19 protein-coding genes, 10 tRNA genes, 2 rRNA genes and 1 pseudogene (1 of these 32 cut by a window edge) are annotated in these 25,006 nt (G+C 39.0%); 2 read left to right on the top strand and 30 right to left on the bottom strand.

Annotated features, from left to right (window positions below):
* Position 1: 1 nt before the first annotated feature.
* From ISX45_RS16690 to ISX45_RS16645, 10 genes and pseudogenes are all read right to left on the bottom strand, one after another.
* Positions 2-892: a transposase gene (locus ISX45_RS16690; protein ID WP_407649661.1), complete on the bottom strand. Its 891-nt coding sequence runs from the start codon at positions 890-892 to the stop codon at positions 2-4.
* Positions 893-1,004: 112 nt separating this feature from the next.
* A pseudogene (locus ISX45_RS16685) lies at positions 1,005-1,181 on the bottom strand (GNAT family N-acetyltransferase); the annotation flags it as partial.
* Between the two features lie 355 nt (positions 1,182-1,536).
* Positions 1,537-2,739, bottom strand: coding sequence for a macrolide family glycosyltransferase (locus ISX45_RS16680; RefSeq protein WP_194519434.1), 1,203 nt, complete (start codon positions 2,737-2,739; stop codon positions 1,537-1,539).
* Positions 2,740-3,656: 917 nt separating this feature from the next.
* Complete coding sequence (locus ISX45_RS16675) at positions 3,657-4,196, bottom strand: IS630 family transposase (RefSeq protein ID WP_194519433.1); 540 nt, start codon at positions 4,194-4,196, stop codon at positions 3,657-3,659.
* Complete coding sequence (locus ISX45_RS16670) at positions 4,175-4,732, bottom strand: helix-turn-helix domain-containing protein (RefSeq protein ID WP_228485543.1); 558 nt, start codon at positions 4,730-4,732, stop codon at positions 4,175-4,177. Before ISX45_RS16670 ends, ISX45_RS16675 begins: the two co-directional genes overlap by 22 nt.
* A gap of 148 nt (positions 4,733-4,880) precedes the next feature.
* Entirely contained in the window at positions 4,881-5,777 is an 897-nt protein-coding gene (locus tag ISX45_RS16665) for a sensor histidine kinase (protein WP_181557018.1), read from the bottom strand.
* 21 nt (positions 5,778-5,798) lie between these two features.
* A complete protein-coding gene (locus tag ISX45_RS16660; RefSeq protein WP_194519432.1) occupies positions 5,799-6,563 on the bottom strand; it encodes an ABC transporter permease in 765 nt (254 codons plus the stop codon).
* A complete protein-coding gene (locus tag ISX45_RS16655) occupies positions 6,556-7,479 on the bottom strand; it encodes an ABC transporter ATP-binding protein (RefSeq protein WP_181557016.1) in 924 nt (307 codons plus the stop codon). Before ISX45_RS16655 ends, ISX45_RS16660 begins: the two co-directional genes overlap by 8 nt.
* Before the next feature lie 116 nt (positions 7,480-7,595).
* The gene (locus ISX45_RS16650; protein ID WP_194519431.1) at positions 7,596-8,288 is read right to left on the bottom strand and encodes a response regulator transcription factor; all 693 of its coding nucleotides are present in this window, start codon (positions 8,286-8,288) and stop codon (positions 7,596-7,598) included.
* A gap of 1 nt (position 8,289) precedes the next feature.
* A complete protein-coding gene (locus tag ISX45_RS16645; protein WP_228485567.1) occupies positions 8,290-8,652 on the bottom strand; it encodes a tyrosine-type recombinase/integrase in 363 nt (120 codons plus the stop codon).
* Between the two features lie 915 nt (positions 8,653-9,567).
* On the opposite strand from ISX45_RS16645, the gene ISX45_RS16640 reads away from it, so the two are divergent.
* Together ISX45_RS16640 and ISX45_RS16635 are read left to right on the top strand one after the other, a co-directional pair.
* Positions 9,568-10,314, top strand: a complete 747-nt coding sequence (locus ISX45_RS16640) for an ABC transporter ATP-binding protein (protein WP_194519430.1) — start codon at positions 9,568-9,570, stop codon at positions 10,312-10,314.
* Positions 10,311-12,281, top strand: coding sequence for an ABC transporter permease (locus tag ISX45_RS16635; RefSeq protein WP_194519429.1), 1,971 nt, complete (start codon positions 10,311-10,313; stop codon positions 12,279-12,281). The genes ISX45_RS16640 and ISX45_RS16635 overlap by 4 nt, the downstream gene beginning before the upstream one ends.
* Positions 12,282-12,999: 718 nt before the next feature.
* On the opposite strand, the gene ISX45_RS16630 is transcribed toward ISX45_RS16635, so the two are convergent.
* The 20 genes from ISX45_RS16630 to ISX45_RS16535 form a co-directional block, all read right to left on the bottom strand.
* A complete protein-coding gene (locus tag ISX45_RS16630; RefSeq protein ID WP_181557011.1) occupies positions 13,000-14,055 on the bottom strand; it encodes a hypothetical protein in 1,056 nt (351 codons plus the stop codon).
* A 487-nt stretch (positions 14,056-14,542) separates the two neighbouring features.
* Positions 14,543-16,345 (bottom strand): glutamine--fructose-6-phosphate transaminase (isomerizing), encoded by a 1,803-nt coding sequence (gene glmS, locus ISX45_RS16625; RefSeq protein ID WP_194519428.1) that lies wholly within the window; start codon positions 16,343-16,345, stop codon positions 14,543-14,545.
* A 489-nt stretch (positions 16,346-16,834) separates the two neighbouring features.
* Positions 16,835-18,181, bottom strand: coding sequence for a phosphoglucosamine mutase (gene glmM, locus ISX45_RS16620; RefSeq protein ID WP_181557001.1), 1,347 nt, complete (start codon positions 18,179-18,181; stop codon positions 16,835-16,837).
* Positions 18,182-18,196: 15 nt separating this feature from the next.
* Positions 18,197-19,447, bottom strand: coding sequence for a CdaR family protein (locus tag ISX45_RS16615; RefSeq protein ID WP_194519427.1), 1,251 nt, complete (start codon positions 19,445-19,447; stop codon positions 18,197-18,199).
* Positions 19,440-20,261, bottom strand: coding sequence for a diadenylate cyclase CdaA (gene cdaA, locus ISX45_RS16610; protein ID WP_181556999.1), 822 nt, complete (start codon positions 20,259-20,261; stop codon positions 19,440-19,442). The genes ISX45_RS16615 and cdaA overlap by 8 nt, the downstream gene beginning before the upstream one ends.
* Positions 20,262-20,359: 98 nt before the next feature.
* A complete protein-coding gene (rsiW, locus tag ISX45_RS16605; protein WP_181556998.1) occupies positions 20,360-20,971 on the bottom strand; it encodes an anti-sigma-W factor RsiW in 612 nt (203 codons plus the stop codon).
* 14 nt (positions 20,972-20,985) lie between these two features.
* Positions 20,986-21,549, bottom strand: a complete 564-nt coding sequence (sigW, locus tag ISX45_RS16600; protein WP_181556997.1) for an RNA polymerase sigma factor SigW — start codon at positions 21,547-21,549, stop codon at positions 20,986-20,988.
* Between the two features lie 181 nt (positions 21,550-21,730).
* Positions 21,731-22,633, bottom strand: a complete 903-nt coding sequence (rocF, locus tag ISX45_RS16595; RefSeq protein ID WP_181556996.1) for an arginase — start codon at positions 22,631-22,633, stop codon at positions 21,731-21,733.
* Positions 22,634-22,777: 144 nt separating this feature from the next.
* A tRNA-Ala gene (locus ISX45_RS16590) sits at positions 22,778-22,850 on the bottom strand.
* A 21-nt stretch (positions 22,851-22,871) separates the two neighbouring features.
* Positions 22,872-22,943 (bottom strand) — tRNA-Gly (locus ISX45_RS16585).
* Between the two features lie 7 nt (positions 22,944-22,950).
* Positions 22,951-23,023 (bottom strand) — tRNA-Lys (locus ISX45_RS16580).
* Between the two features lie 10 nt (positions 23,024-23,033).
* Positions 23,034-23,108, bottom strand: a tRNA-Gln gene (locus ISX45_RS16575).
* 159 nt (positions 23,109-23,267) lie between these two features.
* Positions 23,268-23,352: transfer RNA gene (locus ISX45_RS16570), tRNA-Tyr, on the bottom strand.
* Positions 23,353-23,370: 18 nt separating this feature from the next.
* Positions 23,371-23,446: transfer RNA gene (locus ISX45_RS16565), tRNA-Thr, on the bottom strand.
* Between the two features lie 10 nt (positions 23,447-23,456).
* Positions 23,457-23,532 (bottom strand) — tRNA-Val (locus tag ISX45_RS16560).
* A gap of 13 nt (positions 23,533-23,545) precedes the next feature.
* Positions 23,546-23,617 (bottom strand) — tRNA-Glu (locus ISX45_RS16555).
* 20 nt (positions 23,618-23,637) lie between these two features.
* Positions 23,638-23,710 (bottom strand) — tRNA-Thr (locus tag ISX45_RS16550).
* Between the two features lies 1 nt (position 23,711).
* Positions 23,712-23,786: transfer RNA gene (locus tag ISX45_RS16545), tRNA-Asn, on the bottom strand.
* A 12-nt stretch (positions 23,787-23,798) separates the two neighbouring features.
* A 5S ribosomal RNA gene (gene rrf, locus ISX45_RS16540) occupies positions 23,799-23,915 on the bottom strand.
* 127 nt (positions 23,916-24,042) lie between these two features.
* A 23S ribosomal RNA gene (locus ISX45_RS16535) occupies positions 24,043-25,006 on the bottom strand (it continues 1,963 nt past the right edge of the window).

Genomic DNA, 25,006 nt, shown 5'->3' with positions numbered 1-25,006 from the left:
ACTAGAGTAAAAACTCAAAATTGTGCATAAGAATGCATAATTGTACATGCAGTAAATAGCGATTAAACCCATACCAACGTGGCTGTTCTAGTCCATCATTCTTTAATTGATTGAATGTCTGCTCAATCGAGTTACGGAAACGAAACAACCACTTTCCGAATTCTGTTTTCAAAAACGAAGGAATCACCCGGCCGTAGGCATCTTTTCGTTCATCACCATTTCGAGGATTAATCGGTGAAACGAAAAAGATCCCTGTTTGTTCCGCCATTTGACGGACTTTTTCACTGTCATAGGCAGCATCTCCAAGGGCAAACTCAATCTCCCATTCCTTTAAAGATGGAAATAATTCAAGCGCAACGGCTGCATCATTTCGATTCGCAGTCGTGAAGACATGGGATAAAATGACTCCCTCTGCCGTTGTACAAAGATGTAATTTATAACCTTTAAACCAGTTATACCGAGTGGAGATTCCCCATCTCGCTTGAGAATCATAAAGACTGCTTCGGAGCGCTGTACTGTCGATCATGACGATTTTTGGATATCGAACGCCTAAATCTTTGAGAAGTTGAGCATTAAAAGCGGAAAATCCTTGTTCTCGAAACCACTTACCTGCACGTGAAAACGTAGAAAGATGTGGAACCTCTTTAAGTCCACAAATACGCCGGAAGTAGCCAAAGCGATTCAGTGTGTCAACTAACTGACGTAAAGAATCAATGGAAAAATAGGTTTTTAAAAAGAAACATTTTAACAATGATTTTTTCGGAATCGGTGGTCGTCCTGTCACATAAGGTGTTTCTGGTAAAGAAAGTTGGTCGATGTATTGAAATAAAGCTCGTAAAAGAGGATCCATTTCGCTATTCATTGCATGTTCGATAACAAAATTGGAAATCATGATAGTGTCCACCCCTTGGAAATGTGTTTTTTAGGTCACTGTATATGATTTCCAAGACGGGTGGATTTTTTGTGTACATTTATGCATTCACTATGCGTTTTGCAACACGTTCTAATTGTTTAAAACCTAATTCGTCTATGTACGCCTCGCCCTTTTCCCTATCTAGATTTTCCGTTTCACCATCTATTTGCAATCTTATTGCAGACAATATTTTTGCATCCTTTTCTATTGCAGGCCTTATAATATAACGTAAATCATTCATCAAAAATTCTTTTGGATTAACTTTCATTGCAGTTCCCACCTTTACTGCATCACCCTGCAAAATATGGATCGAGTGACTATAAAATGCGCTTTTCTTTTGAACAAATCCGAAAATTAAAAACAACCTCTCGCGGAGATATTACCCGAGAGGTTCAACCTTAATATAAAAAATAAGGCATGCTTTGAAAAAAGATGATCAAAACATGTTTCCTATTTAATGGAGCGAGTAACTTCTTTATGAAAAAGTTTATTCATTTTTATAAGTTCTTATGAACTAAAGCATCTGTTAATTTAAGTATAAATTTCACAATCCAGCTTTTAAAAGAAGTTGCTGTACCACTAAGAAAAAGTCAACAATAATGGCAGCCGTGAAATTTCTTTATTTAGATACCATACTGACTTTTAAATTCGAAAATCTCATCAACAGCTTGGTGATACCCACCCGATTTTTGAAAGGATTCCCTAATATTTGCAACAGTCTGATGGAAAGATGGGTGATTTAACACATGATCTGCAGCTTCACGTAGTTGATTTGCAGTCAAGCTTTGCATTTGTAATTTAATACCGGCTCCGATATTGGCAACTTGCCCGGCAATTATCGGCTGATCCGCGCTTTGTGGAATTACAATTAGCGGAACCCCATAATAGAGACCTTCATTGGTACTGTTCATTCCACCATGTGTAATAAATAATTTACTGTATTTCAGCACCTCAGTTTGCGGAACATAATTTTTTACAATGAAGTTTTTAGGAATCTCCCCCAAATCAGATATTTGATTTTGTTTCCCAATAGACATGACAACAGTATGATCAGTGTTCCCAAATGCCTTAAAACAAAGCTTATAGAAATCAATTGCTTGGTTAAAGACCGTACCCAGTGAAATGTAAATCGGGCTTTTCCCCTTTATTGCAGTAAGATCGAAGTTTTCTTCCATTAATCGTGAAGAGATGGATGGACCTACAAATTTGTAAGTTTGGTCGAATGTTTCTCCAAAAGGTTGAAACTCCCTAGTTGTATAAACGATGGTAAGTGGTGCAGGATTACAAAAAACTTCGTAAGGAGAATGGATCTCTACACCATATTTTTCCTTCACCTTGGCCGTCAGGTGTTGAAATTCATCGTCTATAGGTTTAACTATTTCTGTAGGAATTTCTTTAGAAAGCTGCTCCAGCATTTTATCGAATGATGCTTTTGTCTGCGCAAAAGAAGTACAAGAATTGATTGCGGGAAGCTTAAGGATTTGGGCAAGTAAACGTCCACAACCAAACATGGAGTCGTGGATGATGTAATCAAAATGCTCCCCTTTGATCTGTTCAAGAACGCTAGGTATGACGATATCTGCCGTACGTAAAAGACCGTTGATTCTTTCAAGTAAATAATTTCTTCCACCCGAAAGAAAGGCTTTTAAAAATTTTTGACCGTCAAATGTTCGTACAGTAGCTCCCGTCTTCTCAATTCGCTCTCTAAACGCTTCAATCGTAAAGTACACGACCTCTTCTCCACGCGAAATAAGCTCTTGCACAACTCCAATAGTCGGATTGATATGTCCTTCTGATCCACCATTAATAAATAAAACACGTGCCATCTCTACCACTCCTTAGGTAAATTGTGTAAGAACAAGGGACACTGCTCTCTATACCATTGCTCAACTCAAATAATGGAATTAAATTTATCATAGTACAATATTTGAAAATCTCAAACTTTTAATCACCCTTATAATCTAAAATGGATTTGGGCATCAAGCGAAGTCATTTAAAATAGTGCCATTTTCAATAAACTGCCAGTTAGTGACTCAACAAAACAGTGCAAACAACAGCAGTGGAATCTTTAACTCTTGCACCTGTCAGCGAACATTCTTACCATCCTTACCCACACTCGTTATGTACTAAAATGTTTAAGTATTACATTAGTTCGACATAATTTTTCAATAACCTTCATTCACTAACCTGTCCTTTAGTTTAATAAAAAAGCCCCTGTAAAAACAGGATCTAAACGAATTTCAGAACATCGTAATGTTTTTTATAAGCATCGTGACTAATTTTAACATTACATTAGAGCTTTTTAACTTTAGTTGGTGTCACACACAACTGCTCTGAAATTGATTCAATTTTAGATTCTCGCCCACATTTTTGAAGCAAACCTTTCCATATGTAACAAATAGTATTTGTTTAATTACTATATCTAATGTAGTGTCAAGCTCTTTCTTAGGAAAAGACGTATGAGCATCAATATCTACAATAAAACCAAAACATAAGATTCTTCTATTTCGATTATGCAAATTTGCTTAGATCCTTCACATATTGAAGAATTTGATTCAATCATAAGTTAGAGCAATTTTTTATGAAATATAAAAAAATAAAAAACAGAAGCATTATACTTCTGCCAAAAAATCATCAACTGATTTATAAAATAATTAATCAATGGGTTATCAAAAATCGACCTCTAATAAGTATTCGTTTCCCTTAGCTATTTTTAGATTTTGTGGAACTCTATAGATTCAGATTAATTTTCCGACATAACCACCTGTCCGATGCGCTGGAGCACTCTTTCTGGAAATTCAGAAAGGTACTCTAAGAACGAAACAATCGATTCTCGCAACTCTTTTCGATTGGGATGAAACCGATTGGCAATGACACTCTCTTTCAGCCAACCCCAAATTCGTTCAACTAAATTTAAATTCGGCGAATAAGGGGGTAAGAATACAAAAGTTAACTGTTCTTCACGCTCCTGTAAAAAAGGCTGAAGAACTTTGGCATGATGAATTTTTGCGTTATCCAAGACCATCACGACATGTTGATCTGGATACTGGTCCAATGTGTATTGGAGAAACTGCAGAAAAGCCTGTGCATTACATTGGTCCGTTTCCATACAGAGAAATTCACCCGTTTCGATATTCACACCGCCTAATAAGCTAACCGTCGCGTGGTGTCCATACGTAGGGATTTGTTTTTGACGCCCTTTGACACTCCATGTGGTACGAAGAGCTTGGTAGTCGCGAATATGACTTTCATCTTCATAGATTATGACTGTGTTGTCGGACAAGTTTTTTTTATGAGTTCCATTTCTTGTTGAAACTCTTTTTGTTTTTGAGGATTCGCCCGTTTGAGGGTATACGTAGGGTGTGTATAGCGAAATCCCCATCGATGGAGCATATCACAAATCCCACCGCGAGACATGGTGACAGAAAATTTCTCTTCTAACACATGTTGAATGATTCGTGTATTCCAGCTGGTTTCGATGCCATATCCTTCATTGGCAGGGGTGCTTTCTTCCAACATCTTTCTTAATTCGCGTTCTTCGTCTGGAGACAGATACGGCTTTCTACCGGGAGCATAATGGCGTTCTAATAGCGCATCCATGCCACCTTGATTAAACTTTTGAACGTAAATCGAAACGGTTTCACGATGGATGTTCAACAGCTCAGCGACTTGGATTCCCAAATAGCCTTGCATAATCAGACGAATCACCGCCATTCGTTTCGCCATGTTCGCATTTTTCATTCTGCGTTCCTGTTCTTGAAGACGTTCGATGGTCCAACCATGATTGTTCGTAATTTGTAATCCTTTTTTCTTCATCATTCATCCGCTCCTTTGATTCATCTGTTTAGGAGCAGTATAGACAAGAATAGGCATTGGTTAAACATGTCGGAATTTCAAACTGAATTTATATCGTATGGATATGATATCCAGACCAGAACTCTAGAGTATGGTTTGGTTTCATTCGCGATTAATATTTCCATTCACACTTCATAAATAATTGGTTTTCCTTTAACTCAGCAGTAAGGCTCCCGTTCATTTTTTCCATTAAACTTTTCGCAATCGGTAAACCTAGGCCTGTACCTTTTCCAGTCCTTGTTTGGTCTGCTTTATAAAAACGGTCAAACATATGATCTAAATCTTGTTCACTTAACTGGTGAACCGAGTTACTAATTGTCAGTTGAACGGATGTGTTCAATTTTTCAAGCTGGATCGTTACATTTCCGCTTGAATGTCTAATCGCATTTACTACTAAATTTTCTATGACTCGTTTAACGGCAGATAGATCGGCCATAATGATGATATCATGATCTGGAATATTGATAGTTGGCTCTAGATTTCTTTTATTAAATTCCTCGTAAAATCCTAATAGTACCTCTAATATCAAATGATTTAATTTAATCATTTCCATTTTTACTGGATAATCTGCTTGTTCGATAATCGAGAGTTCGAAAAAATCATCAAGTAAAACCTTTAATCTCATTGCACCATTTTTAATGATACGGGTATATTCTTTTCTCATCTCTGGAGTTATTTCATCTGATTCTAACAATTGAATATACCCCAATATCGAGGTCATAGGGGTGCGAATATCATGTGAGATGTATGATATCGCCTGTTTTAACTCATTTTCAGTCATGCGCTTTTCTGCTTTTGCTTTCTTTGTTAAATCAATTTGGTTATTAATTTCCTCTGCCAGCTTCTCAAAATCTCTATCAAAATAGCGAATATCTATTTTCTTTTCTGTACTATTTTTGTTTAATGCATTGAGTTGTCGAGTTGCTCTTTTGATTTCCTTTTTTAAAAAATATAGACGGGTGAGAACATATAATAAAACCGTAATAGATACTATCGTTACATAAATCATATACATCACCCGCCCACTCTCTTACTTAATTTCCTTTTTTCTAAAAATGAAACTTCCTAAAATCCCGAATACTAGGAATGTCAAGATTGGAACAACGATAAAAGTTAACACATCATCACCGTTCCAATGACCTATCTGATCAATGGTTAATATTGATTCATGTGACATAAATATAGAATGAGTAATGATAGGTTCCAAAAACGAAACTTTAGCACTTAAAAACTCTAACAAGCTCCCGATAAGTCCAAAGAACAAAAGTAGAAATGCTATAGCCTTTCCACTGTCAGTAAAAATGACCGAAAAGAGCGCCATAATTGAGGCGAAGGCTGCTGCATAAAGCGTAATTAATCCAATAGTTTGGAAAAAAAACGTCCATTCAGGCATGATATTGAAACCCGAATAAATAGCACTAGCGCCCGTCATTAAAATCGGTAATATTAATAAAATTATGATGGATCCAATCGAAAACACAGTCAACTTAGCAAAATAAATTCGTATTCTACTATTGCCAGAAGAAGCGATATTTTTCATCGTTCCCATCGAATATTCACTTGCAATAAAGAAACCCGCTAAAACAGCTGGAAAAAGCCTTACTATTTGATCGTTGATTGAAAGAACGTAACCCCGATAGAAGTCATTTCCACTAGGTAAGTTAGAAACTCCTTCAAATAATCGCATTTGATCAAGAGGATACAGAACAGCGAAAGCAATTAAGAACAATGTTAGTACCCAAAAAGATCGATCTTTTCTTAATTTATACCATTCTGTTTTCATAAGGTTACCCATGCTGTACACCTCCGATGCGATTGGTAAAGTAGGTTTCTAAATCTTCTCCCATTGGCATAAATTGTTCGATAACCAATCCCTCATTTGTTAGGGCTTTTGAAACTTCCCCTGGTAAATCTACATATGCAAACAACTTAATCGATCCGTCTGGCATTACTTCAAAATCTTGCGTGGCAAAATGCCTTTCTATAACGGTTGCCGCTTTGTTTGGATTATCTACTTTAATATGCAAGTATTGCTGGCATTTTTCATTTAGTTCTTTTGCCGATAACTGCTCTAACAATTCCCCATTATGAATGATTCCATAATGGGTTGCTAATAAATGAAGTTCGCTTAAAATATGGCTTGAAATTAAGATCGTAATTCCATACTCTTGATTAAGCTTCTTTAATAATCCTCGTATTTCGACTACTCCCATTGGATCTAATCCATTGATGGGCTCATCAAGAATCAAAAATTCAGGATCTCCCAATAAAGCGATGGCAAGTCCAAGACGCTGCTTCATCCCTAAAGAAAAATTCTTGACTTTCTTTTTCCCTGTATCCTGTAAACCTACTAGAGCAAGTGTTTTTTCAATACATTCCTTCCCAGGTATCCCTTTTAAAAGCCGATGTACTTCTAAATTTTCAGAAGCCGTCATATGCGGATATAAAGCAGGACCCTCAATGATTGTCCCGATTCGTTTTCTTACTTCGACCAACTCTCGTTCATTGCTCTTTCCAAATAACTCAATCGTCCCAGTTGTCGGATAGGCAAGACCAGTTATGAGGCGAATTAACGTTGATTTTCCAGCCCCATTTTGCCCAATCAAACCATAAATGGATCCCTTTTTTATCGATAAATTCACTTTATTAAGAGCCATTTTATTATGATATTTCTTAGATAAATTGTTAGTTCTAAGAACATATTCATTCATATCGTTTTCCCTCCCTAAACAAGGCTATGCATCCTTGAACTTCTTTTTCATTTGAACACCCTTTTACTATAAGAAGGAAAACATAAGAAAAGCTTAAGAAAAACCTTAAGAAAACCTTAAGTTTTAAGTCGGTATCCCATCCCCCAAATCGTTTCGATATACTCTTCATTCGGATTCGCTTTCGAGAGCTTCCTTCTTAAATTACTCATATGAACATTAATCGTATTATCGTCCCCGTAGAATTCCTCTTTCCAAACACTCTCGAACAAATTAGCTTTTGTGAATACCTTCTTGGAGGAGGACATCAATAGAAACAATATCTCATATTCACGCGCTGTTAATTTTAGCTCTTTCCCATTCACAAACACTTTTTTTGCATCTGTATCCATTACAAGATCTTTATGGCGAATCTGATTGGTTGTTGGCATATCCGCCATACGTCGATATCTTCTTAAGCAAGAATCGATTCTGGCAGAAACCTCTTCAATATCGAAAGGTTTCGTAATATAGTCATCCGCCCCAGCCCTCAAAGCATCGATTTTTGTTTGTGTTTCCAGCTTTGCAGAAATAATAATGACAGGAACATTACTCTCTTTCGTTACTTTCCTTAGAATTTCTTCGCCAGACAAACCAGGAAGCATTAAATCAAGCAGGACCAAATCCCATTTTTGACTTTCTAAATAAATGATCGCCTCAGTCCCAGAGTAAGCGGGCTTAGGAGTATAACCGTTTTTGCTGATAATATTACAAAGTAGTCGATTAATATCTTCATCATCTTCAATTACTAAAATATTTACTGAATCATTCATCTTATTCACCTTCACTATCACCTTTCCCATGTACAATAACTGAATTTGTTGAGAAATTAATATCATCACGATTTAATTTTACGGCTTTCCCAATACGGCAGCCAGTAGAATACAAAAATTCAAATAACGCATTTTCAATGGAGGTATGACAAGCTTCCCTGAGATGCTCAATCTCTAGTTCTGAAAGGAATTTTGGAATTCTTTTTCCTAAATTCGGTTCTTTTAATTTTGCAGCAGGGTTTTTAGGAATAAAGCCTTCATTATATGTATATGTCCATTTGAATAGTGATTTAATGCAACGAACCCTGTGTACTAAACTAGACGCTTTAAGTGTTCTCCAGCCTATATTAGGTACCCTTTTCATTTCTCTGTAGTAAGTTCACCGATCTTAATATCACCGAAAAATCGTAACAAGAGAGTATTTTGAAAACAATATGTTTTTAATGTAAGAGGTGAATATCCCTCAATTTTTTTATCTAATTGATACTTTTCTTAAGATCCTGATAATAATATTAATCTTTCACTCTCCCATGTTATAAATCAATTAATTTAGATCTATTATGCTCCAGGAGAGTCTTTTTTATACGCAAATTATTCAACAATCGCAGACAATAACAAATTATCGAACCGTGGGAACCCTTGATATACAAGAAAAAAGATCTTTTCTTTGCTCAAGAAAAGCGCCCTTTTCTGGAATAACGAACGTAACACACTCGCCCGTTGTCCATATTTGAAGGCGCTGTAACCACTTTTGATTGCTCAAACGATTATTATCCTTTATAGCTAATTTTTCCTGTTTCAACTAATTCCTTAAGTCCCATGAGCATGAAATTCCAACCATGTTCAGATCCATGTTCTCCCCCAAGAATTTATTCACAAAAGCCAATTTGTTCGAGAGTGAATCCGAATGAAGAGTATATTGAAACGATTTCGGGAATGGGATATCGACTTAAAACTTAAGATTTTCTTAAGATTTATCTTAAGCCTTTCTTATGTTTTTCTCCTTATAGTAAAAAGTGTTCAAAATGAAAAAAGAAGTTCAAGGATGCATAGTCTTGAATTCTTTAGATTCAAACGGATGGTTGATGATAACTATCATTCTTTTGGACATGTTGTAAAAGCATGATTTAGGGAGGGAAAACGATATGAATGAATATGTTCTTAAAAGGATACAGAACAGCAAAAAGCAATTAACAGCCGAAGAAAATAGCACTAGCACCTGTCATGGTTGGCGGGCAAATGAGTCGGTATAAGTATAGTGGTGAAGGAGGACAAAACAATGGCTAAAATTATACAAACAAAGAACTTATCGAAATCTTACGGAAAAACACAAGTCTTAAAAAATATTAACTTGACAATTGAACAAGGGGAATTCACCGCGATTATGGGGCCTTCTGGCTCTGGGAAAACGACATTAATGAACACCCTCTCAACGATTGACACCTTTGATGGCGGGGATGTTTGGATCGAGGGAAAATCGCTGTTAGATATGAAAAAGAAAGACTTACGAGAATTCCGTCAAAAACGAATGGGATTTATTTTTCAAGATTACAACTTACTGGATACCTTGACGGTGAAAGAAAATATCCTGCTGCCGCTCTCGTTACAAAAAACACCTGTCGCAGAAATGGAGCAGCGATTAGCAAAATTGATTGAAGTGTTAAATATTGAATCGATTTTACATCATTATCCGTCTGAAATTTCCGGTGGCCAAAAGCAGCGCACGGCTGCAGCGCGGGCGCTCATTACCAATCCTGCGATTGTGTTTGCCGATGAGCCGACGGGTGCACTTGATTCCCGATCTGCTACCCAACTACTAGAACAAATTCAATTGCTCAATAAAACCTTTAAGACAACCGTTCTGATGATTACCCACGATCCGTATGCAGCGAGCTACTGCCAGCGCGTGATTTTTCTCCGTGACGGAAAAATCGTCAATGAAATGTTTAAAGGAGAACAAACGGAAAAGGAATTCTTTAACCGAATCCTGACGATTCAAGGTACCATAGGAGGCGACCGACGATGAGTTTGCTCGATTTATCATGGCGCAACATTAAACGAAGTTTTCGTCTGTATTCGATCTATTTCATTTCCATGCTCATTGGGGTCATCATTCACTTTACGTTTTCATCCTTAATGTTCAACGACGATATTTTAGCAGCCATTGAAAATAAAGAGAATTTCCAAATCGGCGTATCCGTCGTGTCTGTTGTGGTATTCCTGTTCATTATTTTCTTCATCCTTTATGCTAATTCGTTTTTTATGAAACAGCGAAAAAAAGAATTTGGGATGTATTTGCTTTACGGAATGAGTGAACGGCAAATTGCCTTGATGGTCTTTCTTGAGACATTATTCTTGAGCGCGATTTCACTCGTCAGTGGGATTTTGGCCGGCGGGTTGCTATCTAAATTCTTTGGCATGCTGTTGATGAATCTGATGCAATACGATGATGTGATTTCTTTTGCCTTCCCGATCGAGGCAGTGGGATTGACCATTCTTTTATTCGTATTACTAATAGGCATTATTAGTGTGCAAAGCTACCTGAGTGTACGCCGGGTCCAATTGGTAGAATTATTTCATGCAAAAGCCAAAATGGAAAAACCGCTTAAGTTTTCCACATGGCTTGCGTTATTATCCATCCTGTTGTTAGGAATAGCCTACTTTCTCATTAGTCGGGAGGGAGATTCGGTTTACTGGAAAGAATACACCATGGCGAGCGCGATTGCCTTGACAGTCGGAATCATCGGTGGGACATACTTATTTTTCCGTCAATTTTTCGGCTGGGTACTGGAGAAGATTAGCCAAGGGAAAAAATATCATGAGGGCAACAAGGTGCTATGGATTTCCTCTCTGCGTTTTTCGATTCGTGGAAATACCTTGAACCTCACCTTCATTTCATTATTCAGTGCGGTAATCATTTTTTTAGTAGGCTTCGTTTCGATTAACTATTCTGTTCAATTTGATTCGGCAAGGAAAGAATTTCCGAACGATATTGCGTTTACATCGCAGGATGAAAAAACACAGAAGCAAATTGAACAAATCATTGAGAAAGATCATCCGATTATCTATCATAAGAGAATCGAGGGGCTGTCTGCAAAACCAGTTACAGACAGGAAAATCGCCTTTGACGGCGCAGATAATTTTACAGAGCAACTCCTTCTGTTCCCTGAGTCACAATTTAATGACATCGTCAGCCTGCGCGGCGATGATCAACAAGTAAATTTGCAGAATCAAGAAGCAGTTGTCCTTTCACAAGGAACATATAAACCAATCAAGTTTACAGAAAGCAAACAGCCAAAATTTACAGTAAACCTTAAGGAAGAAACGACATTCAATCTAGTTGAAAAAAAGGACTATGCTTTACTAAGTATGGCTACAGACTCAAACGGTGAGGCTAGTAAGAAACCTTCCGTATTGATCATTTCCGATGAAGCATTCGCAAGACTAAAGCAGGAGAAAGCCCTTGTCTCGTTCGAAATCTATCAAATCGAAGATGCCAAAGATTCTGCTGCTTTATCGCGAAAAGTTCATGCCATTGTTTCAAAAACGCCAGAAGCGTACTACGCTGCGTTTGTTGATCTTTATACGATTGATATTGAAAGTTCATCCTTGCTGCTATTTTCAGCTGCTTTTCTTGCGGTCATCGCAGTATTCGCCTTAGGAAGCATCATCTACTTCAAGCAATTACGAGAAGCGACGGAAGAACAAAGACAATATTCGATTTTACGAAAGATTGGAGTCGATGACAGTGAAATGAAGTGGGTCATTCGCAAAAAATTATTGTTTGTGTTCTTGCCTGCGCTCCTCCTCGGCATGCTTCACAGCTGGTTTTTCTTGAGTTATCCAGCGATGGAGGAGGTTAAAGATTACCCACAAATCACTTCGATTATTTCAGGGGTCCTGATCGTGTATTTTGTCATCTATTTTCTGTTTTATTCATCCTCTACCAGTGTTTACTATAAAATTGTGAACCAAAAAAACGCAATGAACTAGTCATTGCGTTTTTTTGCTGTAAAAATAAATACGGATCATCATCCTTCGGAAAATGAATGATAAATTGGGTATATACGTTGACCTCGGACGTGCAGCTAATAAATGAGCTTGTTCGATAATTGCTGAGCCAAATATAAACTCATTCCGGTAGACTTCGTATACGTTCGTCCCGTTCCTCTGATAAAACCACGACTAAAAATTCACGGAAGGTTTTTTGGCTGATACCAATCCCTCTGGCCCGAATCAGCAGCTGTTTTTTTTTGCGGGGGTTCGAATGCTGAAGATTTGCTCCTGCATATCTCTCCTCTTGGCTGAGAGCATATTAATTTTTTAGGCGAGTACAGCTTTACAGTCGGTAAATCTCATGCTGTTCATTCGCTTCGTCCGTTACGTACATAAAAAGGCTCTCGATTCCTGCTTAGCTTAAGGAAATCAGGGTTCTTTCTTCCAAAAGATGTATCATCGTATAATTGACGTTTGACGTCAGGCCCCCTATAAATATATCTTCTTTAACTATCCTGCTCGTTTAAGTATAATACTTCACAAACAATCTTTAATTAGTATTTTTACTCTTCCTTTTCCTCAACCATCTGGCCCTTTAGTGGAACAATATTGCTAGAGTTTTAAACAATATTTTGTAAATTAAACATCCCCCCTTATCAAAATTCCTTAAATTCTTAAAATTATCAGTTAGTGAATAACTATAAAATTAATAGAGTTAATTAAATATTTGTTTATATATCCCCTCATCATAATATATACCCTTTTCTTTCATTAGGTTCCTTAACACCCCATCAAAAGTAATAACAACACCCTTATCGCCTTTTTCTATACAGTCGAACGCTGAAAATATACAGCAATCAGTAAAATCATTTTTCGTAACCTTATACCCTTGTTGTAAAGCTTTAGGTAAAAGAACTGAATTAAAATAAATTTTTTCATTAGGTGTAAGAAAACGTCTGCCTTCACGAATGACTTGAGCTTCAAATTCATCTATTTTATTACTAATTAATTTATTAAGTTCCTTACCCTTTATGCCTTTTAAAATTTCTTTAGCTTTTTGTACCCCACTTAGACTAAGCTGGTCAATTTTTTCATAATCATAGTATTGTTTAGATAAGAAGTTTTCAGGTCTTTCAAACATATTTTTTATAGTTAATCTATTTTTAATTATATTTTCAAGTTTATCTATGATATAGCCTAATAAAACGTCAAACTTTTTAGAAGAAATTTCTTTTTTTTGATCTGTAAGATAATAATCCAATAAATATTCTTTTAATTTACTATCTATTAAAGTACGATTAAAGGCCATAGTGGAATTAAATAATTCTATCCCTACTTCATCACCATATGTATCAAATAATTTATCGCATACAATCAACAAAATATACATAAAATATCTGCTTATACTTGTAACTTCATACTCTACTTTACTTTCAATATACACGCCCATATCATAAGGCTCATCATTTTCACATGCAGTAGCTAAGGATTGCCAATCAAAATTCCATGTACTTTCGTTCAAAATTTTAATATTATACTTTTTTAGAGCATTGAAATCATCCACAAACTTATTAAAATTATTGAAATCTGAGCTTTTTAGATCCTTCATATAGATTTCAAATAAAGTAGCACTATGTATAAATTTTTCTCCTTCATAATCCATAATAAAATTTTTGAATTTTTCTTCATTCAAATCTTTAATCTTTCTTGGATTTCTACCTCTAACTATATCTAAGAACGTATTATAAGCTATCGTGTCTAATAAAATCACAAAATTCACCTTCCGTTATTTTTTAAGGATACACATTTCTACCCTTTTCTCTACTAATATCGAAATATTTTTCTTCTATTTTATATTATAAAGAAAAATAGAAAATAATGGTATAAAATTCCAACTTCATACCATCTTTTTAAATAACTTAATTCGCTTATAAACTACAAATAATTTGCGATAAATATAGAATGCACCTTCCACTACGACAATCTAATTAAATAATAACATAGATTATCTGTGAATATTTCGAAATTTCAAGAGAAATTTATCATAAATTACAATTAGCCATAATTCATTCGAAAGTTACCTTAAAACTGTACTCCTTTGTTTTTAGGGATTTTTATGATTTAGGTCTTGATAATGAAAATTAAACAACTTTTTTATTACTCAACATAAAAAACAAAAGCCTGCTGGATTGACCAACAGGCTTTCAGTTCCCGGCTTTTTTGTCATTCAACAAAAACGGGACATGTGTTTTTACCTTTTATTCAACCGTCACGCTCTTTGCCAAGTTGCGTGGTTTGTCAACGTCGCAGCCGCGGTGTAATGCAGCGTAGTAAGCGATAAGCTGCAATGGCACAACGGAAACAAGCGGCGTTAACATTGGATGAACCGCTGGAATGACGTAACGGTCTTCTTCTGTTTCTAAGCCTCTCATCGAGATAATGCAAGGGTTCGCACCGCGGGCAACCACTTCTTTCACATTACCGCGAATACTTAAGTTAACGTGCTCTTGCGTTGCCAAAGCGATTATCGGTGTACCATTTTCGATTAACGCGATGGTACCATGCTTTAATTCACCGCCGGCAAATCCTTCCGCTTGAATGTAAGAAATCTCTTTTAATTTCAACGCGCCTTCTAGGCAAACGTAGAAATCAACAGCACGACCGATGAAGAAACAGTTGCGCGTTGTCGCCAAATATTCACGTGCAATTTTTTCCATTTCTTCCTTCGCATCGCAAAGCATTTCCATGACGTTTGCGATGATTCCTAACTCTTTCACAAGGTCAAAATCAAGCTCAATGCCCTTTGCTTTCGCTGTAACGGTAGCTAAAATAGCAAGCACCGCGATTTGTGCCGTATACGCTTTTGTTGAAGCCACAGCGATTTCCGGACCTGCATGAAGCAATAACGTATAATCCGCTTCACGTGATAGCGTTGAACCAGGCACGTTCGTAATTGTGACCGCTTTATAACCAAGCTCTTTTGTTTGAACAAGCACGGCACGGCTGTCTGCTGTTTCGCCGCTTTGTGAGATATAAATAAATAATGGACGTTCTGACAGCAACGGCATATTATATGAAAATTCGCTAGCAACATGCACTTCGACAGGGATTTTCGCCCATTTTTCAATCAATTGTTTACCGACTAATCCAGCATGGTAGCTTGTACCGCAGGCGATAATGTAGAGACGGTCTGCATCAGTCACAGCGTTAATAATTTCAGGATCAATCGTTAAATGACCATTTTCGTCTTGGTATTTTTGAATAATGCGACGCATCACAAGCGGTTGTTCGTCAATTTCCTTTAACATGTAATGCGGGTATGTTCCTTTTTCAATGTCGCTTGCGTCTAGTTCGGCTGTATATGGAGAGCGTTCGACAATTTCGCCGTCCAACTTCTTAATTGTAATAGTCTCTCTTGTGACAATGACCATTTCTTTATCCATTAACTCGACATATTGATTGGTCACTTGCAACATCGCCATCGCATCACTAGCAACGACGTTAAAACCGTTACCGATTCCCACTAACAGCGGGCTCTTATTTTTCGCCACATAAATGACATCTCTATCTTCAGCATCAATGAGCGCAATGGCGTAAGAACCTTTTAAAAGTGTTAATGTTTTACGAAATGCCTCTTCTACGTTCAAGCCGCTGTTCACAAATTTCTCAACAAGCTGTACGATCACTTCCGTATCAGTGTCACTTTTTAGTTCAACATCTTGCAAGTAGTCACGTTTTAAGATCGCATAGTTTTCAATGACACCATTATGCACTAATGTAAAACGACCTGAGGCACTTTGGTGTGGATGCGCATTGACTCGGCTTGGCGCACCATGTGTCGCCCAGCGTGTATGGCCGATACCAAGTGGAGCTTCTACACTTAGATCGACAATTTGTCGTAAATCGGCAATGCGGCCTTTTTCTTTAAACACATGGACTCCTTCTTTATTTAACACCGCAATACCAGCTGAATCATAACCACGATATTCTAATTTTTCAAGTCCGCGCAATAAAATTTCTTTTGCATCTTGTTGTCCAATATATCCGACAATTCCACACATAAAAAGTATTCCTCCCTTTTTTTAGGGAGGCTGTCAGACAAGGGTCTAGCCCCCTCGAACTCGAATCATAACAATCCATCACATTCATTCTAATCGATTCATTTGAGGGGGCTGATCCTTTGTTTCGACAGACTCCCCTTTTGCGATTCTCTTTGCGATTACGTCCTTCCCTTTGTCCAAAGAGTCGCCTCTTTGTTTTTAGAAAGGACTTACGGCTGTAATCGCGACAACCGGGAGGCATCCGCCGAACGATCGATAAACCTCCTCCTCGTCAACTAAGCTTTTTTCCGACCAAAGCTTAGTCCAGGCGCTTTACAAATCAATTACTTCTTCTACCCACCTTTCTATCTTGAATCACAACACACAACAAAGTTATATTACAGTAATTCGCTAAGACACGTCAACTCTAATATGACTTTATAAAATAAAATATGCATAAATGGAATAGAAGGTTCCATTTATGCATAGAATGTCTGTGACAAATAACAATTATTCTATACCCATTTCTTCTCGAATCACAGTAGCAATGCGTTCTACATAGTTTCGGCATGCTTCTTCCGTTGGTGCCTCTGCCATAACACGTACGAGTGGTTCCGTTCCAGACGGACGAACAAGAATGCGACCGTTCCCGTTCATCTCCGTTTCGACCGCTTGAATGACTGCTTTTACATTCTCATTTTCCATGACCTTGTGCTTATCCGCTACTTTCACATTGACTAGAAGCTGCGGATATTTTGGCATTTCACTAGCCAGTTCAGAAAGTGGTTTTTTTGTGATTTTTATAATATTGACAAGTTGAAGAGCAGTTAATAGCCCATCTCCTGTTGTATTATAGTCGAGGAAGATGATATGTCCAGACTGCTCTCCCCCTAGGTTATAACCATTTTTCTTCATTTCCTCTACGACATAGCGGTCGCCGACTGCAGTTTGCACGCTTTTGATTCCTTGTGCCTCCAGTGCTTTATAAAATCCAAGATTGCTCATAACCGTTGAAACAACTGTTTGGTGTTTTAGTCGACCCATCTCTTTTAAATATTTCGCGCAAATATACATAATCTGGTCACCATCAACAATGTTTCCATGTTCATCCACAGCAATCAAACGGTCACCATCTCCATCGAACGCAAGCCCGACATCTGCCCCTTTCTCTTTGACAAATGCGGCTAGTGCCTCAGGATGCGTCGAACCGACCCCTTCATTAATATTGATTCCGTTTGGTGAAGCTCCCATTGTCAATACATCAGCTTCTAAGTCGGCAAATAGATGGGTCGCCAACGAAGAAGTAGCTCCATGCGCACAATCAAGCGCAATTCGTAATCCTGAAAAATCTTCTTCGATCGTTTGCTTTAAATATTGTAAGTATTTTTGGCCACCTTCAAAATAATCGTTGACTTGTCCTAAATCCTTTCCAGTTGGTCTTGGCAATGTATCTTCTGTACTATCTATTAGCTCTTCGATTTCTTGTTCCTGTTCATCAGAAAGTTTGAATCCGTCTGGGCCAAAGAATTTGATCCCATTATCTTGGACAGGGTTATGGGAAGCGGAAATCATAATTCCCGCTTGAGCCCCTAACGCTTTCGTCAAGTAAGCAACTCCCGGTGTCGAAATGACACCAAGACGCATGACCTCTGCCCCAATGGAAAGCAATCCAGCGACAAGCGCTCCTTCAAGCATATGTCCTGAAATGCGTGTATCTCGGCCAATTAACACTTTTGGACGTTCTTTATCTTTCGTTAATACATAACCACCGCAGCGACCAATTTTGAACGCTAGCTCCGGTGTCAGTTCACTATTAGCCACTCCACGCACACCATCAGTACCAAAATATTTACCCATTATGCCTATCTCTCCTTACTCATTGATTATCTTTTGGCTAATTTTTATCTTCACTTTATTTTTTGGTAAATTCCATGTAATGTTTTGTGGACCATTGACCTCGACCGGCACTTCATGCTCGCCGACCCCTAGTTCATTGACATTGATATATAACTCTAAATCATCCGCTTGAATGCTATTTAATATACTAGGAGCTCCGGATAGTTGAACATCCATGTTTTGCTCTTCCGGTTCTAAAAATTCAACCGTATACTGGTCACTTAATCCTAATACGTGAATAGGTAGTGCTTTAAACGTCTTCGTTTGTTCCTCTTGAACTTGAATGTTAATTTTGACTTTGGAAGGATCAACACTTTTAACCCCTTCCGGTAGCGGGACTTTCATTTCTAACGTTGTATCTTTTGTAATTTCTCCTAGGTTAATCGTAATGCCATCAATAAATTCAATACGATCAATTTTTTCTTTTGGTCCAAAAATTGTTACCTGATTTGGGACTGTTTCAATTTTGACGATGCTTAATCCTTTTTTCAAAATTCCTATCCGATTAATTTTTAATGGAACCGATTTGCTAGGGCTTGTGACAGGTACCGTTACTTCTACAACAGAAGGATCAACTTCTAAATTCAGTACCCTTCCCTCATTATCATAAACAGTTACTTTGGATTCTTGTTCAATCGTTTCTTTAGCTCCCTCAAGATTCACTCTTGCTTTCACTAGTGCTACTCGATCAACAAGTTCTTTTGCTCCTGTAATCGTCACCATATTTGGTTTTACAATTGGTTGTTCTACCGAATAACCGGTCGCTACTTTGTTTTGATGGATAAAATCAACATCAACCGGAAAATCTTTTGAAACCTTTTCATGAATCGTCACTGTCGCCGTCGCAGGCTGGATTTTTACATTGAGTTTGTCTGAGATGTTTTTATATTTGATCGGAACTGTATGGGTGCCTAACTCTAAGTTGGTTAAGTCCACATAGATTTCAAAATCACGCTGTAAAGCGGTTGGCTTCAAAATGCTAGCTGGCCCTTCTAACGTAACATTGACGGTTTTAGGGATGCCTGATACGACTAAGTTCTCTTCATCATAATAAGTCACGACAGGAACATTGGTGATTGTCTCAATATCTGTTTGACCTACGGAATTACGTGTAATAGCACCTGATTTCGTTTCCTTTTCTTCAATGTTTACTGACATATAGAGCATAATCGCCAGTAGCAACGAAAAAATTTTCATAAACCAATGGTTGTTCATTAATTTATCCATGCTTCTTCCCCCTCCATTGCCAGCGGGATGAGGAAGCGGTCTTCGTTGCCGGTGTTAACTCCTTTGTGAGCAGCTCACGAAACTGCTCTGGAGTTAAGTCTCGATGCAGCTCCCCGTTTTTTGTCACTGATACAGCACCCGTTTCCTCTGATACAACGACCGTCACGCTATCAGTTACCTCGCTAATCCCTAATGCGGCACGGTGACGCGTTCCTAGCTCTTTTGAAATAAATGGGCTTTCTGATAGCGGTAAATAACAGCCTGCGGCAGCTACATGGTTTTTCTGAATAATGACCGCACCATCATGCAAAGGAGTATTTGGAATAAAAATATTGATTAACAATTCGGATGAAATTTGAGCATTAAGAAGAATTCCTGTCTCAATATAGTCTCCCATCCCTGTTTCCCGTTCTACGGATATGAGAGCACCGATTCTCCGTTTTGCCATATATTCGGTTGCTTTAATGATGGCTTCCACCATTTTTATTTGTTCTTCGTCCTCAGACCCACTGCTTCTTGAAAATAGCTTTCCCCGTCCTAGCTGTTCTAGCGCACGCCGTAATTCTGGCTGGAAAATAATAATGATCGCTAAAAATCCCCACGTTAATGCTTGATCCATGAGCCATTGTAACGTGCTAAGACCCAAGAAATTACTTACAATTCGCACAAGTATAATGAGAATGATTCCTTTTAAAAGCTGAACCGCTTTTGTCCCACGAATCACCATAATTAATTTATAAATTACGTACCAAACAAGCAAGATATCAACGATTTTGCCTAAATAGCTTAAAATCGGGAGCTCTCCAAAAGGCATTCTCACACTTCCTTTATAATTCGAATTCCTGTATATTTTATTTACACAACTCTTCTATTATATCACATATGTAAAAAAGCCATCAAAGAGATGGCCTTTTATTCAAATGCTTTCATCACATCTTTTACTGATTCTTTAATATTATACCAAATCCAGTCAAATACTTGATTAATTTCTTCAATTTCTCCTGTTACTTGTCCAGCAGACGCCAAATATTTTTCACCATGAATAACTGTGACATCGCCGTTAACCTTTCCTTCTATTTTAATCGAACCATTACGTACAACAATATCACCTTCAACCACTTTCCCTTTTGGAACAATCACCGTTCGATCTTGAATAATAACATTTTCTCGAGTGGAAACAGAAAATTGCTGCTCGCCGTTCCATGTTGTGAAAAGACTTCCAACCATTAAAGCCAAAAATAATGAGGCCGCTGTAACAAACGGATGATTTTTCAACCATCTTCCTAATCGGACCATTTTCTTTTCCTTCGGCAATCTTGCCATGACATTCGCAGTAAAATTCGAAGAGGGAGTGATATGAGAAGCATGCTGAATAAACGCAATCGTTCTCTTTAAGCTATTAAAATGATGAGCACACGCTGAACATTGCTGTAAGTGTTCTCGCAGCTCTCTTTCATCATCAGGAGTAATATCGTCATCTAAGTAATCGTGCATTAATTTAATAATGTGATTCGGACACTCCATTTTCTTCACCCCTCTCATAGATGGCCCAAATGTTTTCTTAACGCTTCTCTTCCTCGGTGAATTCTCGTCTTTACCGTCCCAATTGGAATATCAAGAATTTCACTAATTTCCTGTAAGGATAAGTCCTCAATATATTTTAACACAATCACACTTCGGTACTTCTCTGGTAATTTTTCGATTGCCTTTTGCACGGTTTCCTGTAATTCCAGACTTTCTAATGTTTCCTCAGGAGAGGCTTCCGTTGATGGAAGTTGAGAATACACCGTTAATCCTTCTGTTCCGCTAACTTCCTCATCTAAATAAACAGAAGGCTTCTTTTTACGTATTTTATCAATGGATAAATTAGTGGCAATTCGATAAAGCCACGAAGAAAATTTCATATTAGTATTGTACGTATGAATATTAATATAAGCACGAACAAAGGCTTCTTGTGCTGCGTCTTCCGCTTCATGCCGATTCCCTAACATTCGATAACACAATCGATATACCTTATCTTTATAGAGCTCGACAATTTCAGCGTACGCATTTTGATCTCCTTTTTTAATGGCCTTAATTCGCTTCTTTATAAATGTTTCCATATAACATGATACCCCCGCTCGCTGCGGCTATTATTGTATTACGATTTTCAAGAAAAAAAGTTTCACCAAACAATGCATGTTTATTTTAGCATATTCACCTAAATTTTACCTAAAAAATCATCAAATTGCTGGTATATTCCAATAAAAACAGCAGACCTTTGTTAGTCTGCTGTCTTTTTTATTATACTAATTTTTCTCCAAAAAGCGAACCCATTAGCGCAACAGCAACAGAGGCTGTTTTGTTTCGTTCGTCTAAAATCGGATTTACTTCAACAAATTCTGCCGAAGTAATCAATTTGGCTTCCGCAAGCATTTCCATTGCTAAATGACTTTCTCGATAAGTGAGTCCTCCAATGACAGGCGTCCCCACCCCTGGAGCATCGTGCGGATCAAGACCATCTAAATCTAATGATAAATGAACACCATCGGTACGTTCTTTTAAATAGGCAATCGTTTCTTCCATTACTTTAGTCATACCAAGACGATCAACTTCATGCATTGTATAAACCTTGATACCCTTTTCATGAATTAATCGCTTTTCTCCTTCATCCAACGAACGCGCCCCAATTAAAACAATGTTTTCTGGCTTGACTTTCGGGCTGTAGCCCCCGATATTGGTGAGAGCCGGATGACCTAATCCAAGGCTTGCGGCTAACGGCATACCATGAATGTTGCCAGACGGAGACGTTTCTGCCGTATTTAAATCCCCGTGAGCATCGTACCAAATAACACCCAAGTTTTTGTAATGTTTTGCTACACCAGCTAATGTCCCGATCGCAATACTATGGTCGCCTCCTAGTACAAGAGGAAAATGTCCCCTTTGAACTACCTCATCTACTGTTTGAGCAAGTTTTTCATTTGTTTCTGCAACCGCTTTCAAATTTCGTAAATTCAGCCGTACTCCTTCATCATCAATTCGCTCGGCTTTACCAATGGAAATATCACCTAAATCTTCAATTTCATAATTAAGATTCTCTAACCGCTCAATGACTCCTGCATAGCGAATCGCACTTGGTCCCATATCTACACCGCGCCGCGTTTGCCCTAAATCCATCGGAACACCGATAATTGATATTTTTTTCATGCTGTCTCCCCTTCCCCATGTATTACATATATTGTATCGAATAATAGAACATTGACTCAACTTAACATTTTTTTGAATATTTATTCAATAAAGACAAAAATAAAAAAACTCCTTAAATCTTCAAGATTTAAGGAGTTTTTCTGATGGAGCCTATCGGGATCGAACCGATGACCTCCTGCGTGCAAAGCAGGCGCTCTCCCAGCTGAGCTAAGGCCCCAACATGATAAAAGCCAAACAAAGCGGAAGACGGGACTCGAACCCGCGACCCCCACCTTGGCAAGGTGGTGTTCTACCACTGAACTACTTCCGCACAAAAATGAGCCATGGAGGACTCGAACCTCCGACCCTCTGATTAAAAGTCAGATGCTCTACCTGCTGAGCTAATGGCTCATGATGAAAATGGCTGGGCTAGCTGGATTCGAACCAGCGCATCACGGAGTCAAAGTCCGTTGCCTTACCGCTTGGCTATAGCCCATTGATATAACTTCATGAAATACTTCTTTGAATATACTTCGTGAATCAACACCGAAGGATTAATTTGAGAATTTCTGAAGGAAATTCACGAAATAATCCGACATTGGTATAACAAGTATGTATATGAGGTTGTTCCCACAGCTTAAGGATGAAAAAGCAATGGTGGAGGGGGACGGATTCGAACCGCCGAACCCACTGGGAGCGGATTTACAGTCCGCCGCGTTTGGCCACTTCGCTACCCCTCCGTATTAATATATAGGGAATGGTGCCGGCTGCAGGACTTGAACCCGCAACCTACTGATTACAAGTCAGTTGCTCTACCAATTGAGCTAAGCCGGCTTCATATGTATGGTGGAGGATGACGGGATCGAACCGCCGACCCCTTGCTTGTAAGGCAAGTGCTCTCCCAGCTGAGCTAATCCTCCAAAAAATAAAAGATGACCCGTACGGGATTCGAACCCGTGTTACCGCCGTGAAAGGGCGGTGTCTTAACCACTTGACCAACGGGCCAAAAGAAAGAGACAAACACAAGCTTCCAACCGGGCTTGAACCGGTGACCTCTTCCTTACCATGGAAGTGCTCTACCAACTGAGCTATGGAAGCATGGCTCCGCAGGCAGGATTCGAACCTGCGACCAATCGGTTAACAGCCGATTGCTCTACCACTGAGCTACTGCGGAACGATTAGATCTGCCTAGCGACGACCTACTCTCGCAGGGGCGCTGGCCCCAACTACCATCGGCGCTGGAGAGCTTAACTTCCGTGTTCGGGATGGGAACGGGTGTGACCTCTCCGCCATTGTCACTAGGCAAGATATCGAATTGGACAAATATGATTATAACGAACCTATCGGTTCTGTCAAGAACTTTTTTGTTCTCTCAAAACTAGATAACCGATATCCATGCAAAGAAGCGAACGCTCGGCTTCACCTTTTTCTTGGTTAAGTCCTCGATCGATTAGTATCCGTCAGCTCCACGTGTCGCCACGCTTCCACCTCGGACCTATCAACCTCGTCATCTTCGAGGGATCTTACTCGCTTGACGCGATGGGAAATCTCATCTTGAGGGGGGCTTCACGCTTAGATGCTTTCAGCGCTTATCCCTTCCGCACATAGCTACCCAGCGGTGCCCCTGGCGGGACAACTGGTACACCAGCGGTGCGTCCATCCCGGTCCTCTCGTACTAAGGACAGCTCCTCTCAAATTTCCTACGCCCGCGACGGATAGGGACCGAACTGTCTCACGACGTTCTGAACCCAGCTCGCGTACCGCTTTAATGGGCGAACAGCCCAACCCTTGGGACCGACTACAGCCCCAGGATGCGATGAGCCGACATCGAGGTGCCAAACCTCCCCGTCGATGTGGACTCTTGGGGGAGATAAGCCTGTTATCCCCGGGGTAGCTTTTATCCGTTGAGCGATGGCCCTTCCATGCGGAACCACCGGATCACTAAGCCCGACTTTCGTCCCTGCTCGACTTGTAGGTCTCGCAGTCAAGCTCCCTTCTGCCTTTGCACTCTACGAATGATTTCCAACCATTCTGAGGGAACCTTTGGGCGCCTCCGTTACTCTTTGGGAGGCGACCGCCCCAGTCAAACTGCCCACCTGACACTGTCTCCCACCCCGATCAGGGGTGCGGGTTAGAATTTCAATACCGCCAGGGTGGTATCCCACCGTCGCCTCCACCGAAGCTGGCGCTCCGGCTTCTCAGGCTCCCACCTATCCTGTACAAGCGATACCAAAATTCAATATCAGGCTGCAGTAAAGCTCCACGGGGTCTTTCCGTCCTGTCGCGGGTAACCTGCATCTTCACAGGTACTATAATTTCACCGGGTCTCTCGTTGAGACAGTGCCCAAGTCGTTACACCTTTCGTGCGGGTCGGAACTTACCCGACAAGGAATT

Origin of the sequence: Thermaerobacillus caldiproteolyticus (genome assembly GCF_015326725.1) — a bacterium.
GTDB classification, from domain to species: domain Bacteria; phylum Bacillota; class Bacilli; order Bacillales; family Anoxybacillaceae; genus Thermaerobacillus; species Thermaerobacillus caldiproteolyticus.
The sequence above is the reverse complement of the archived record's forward strand: the minus strand, read 5'-3'. Positions and strand labels throughout refer to the sequence as shown.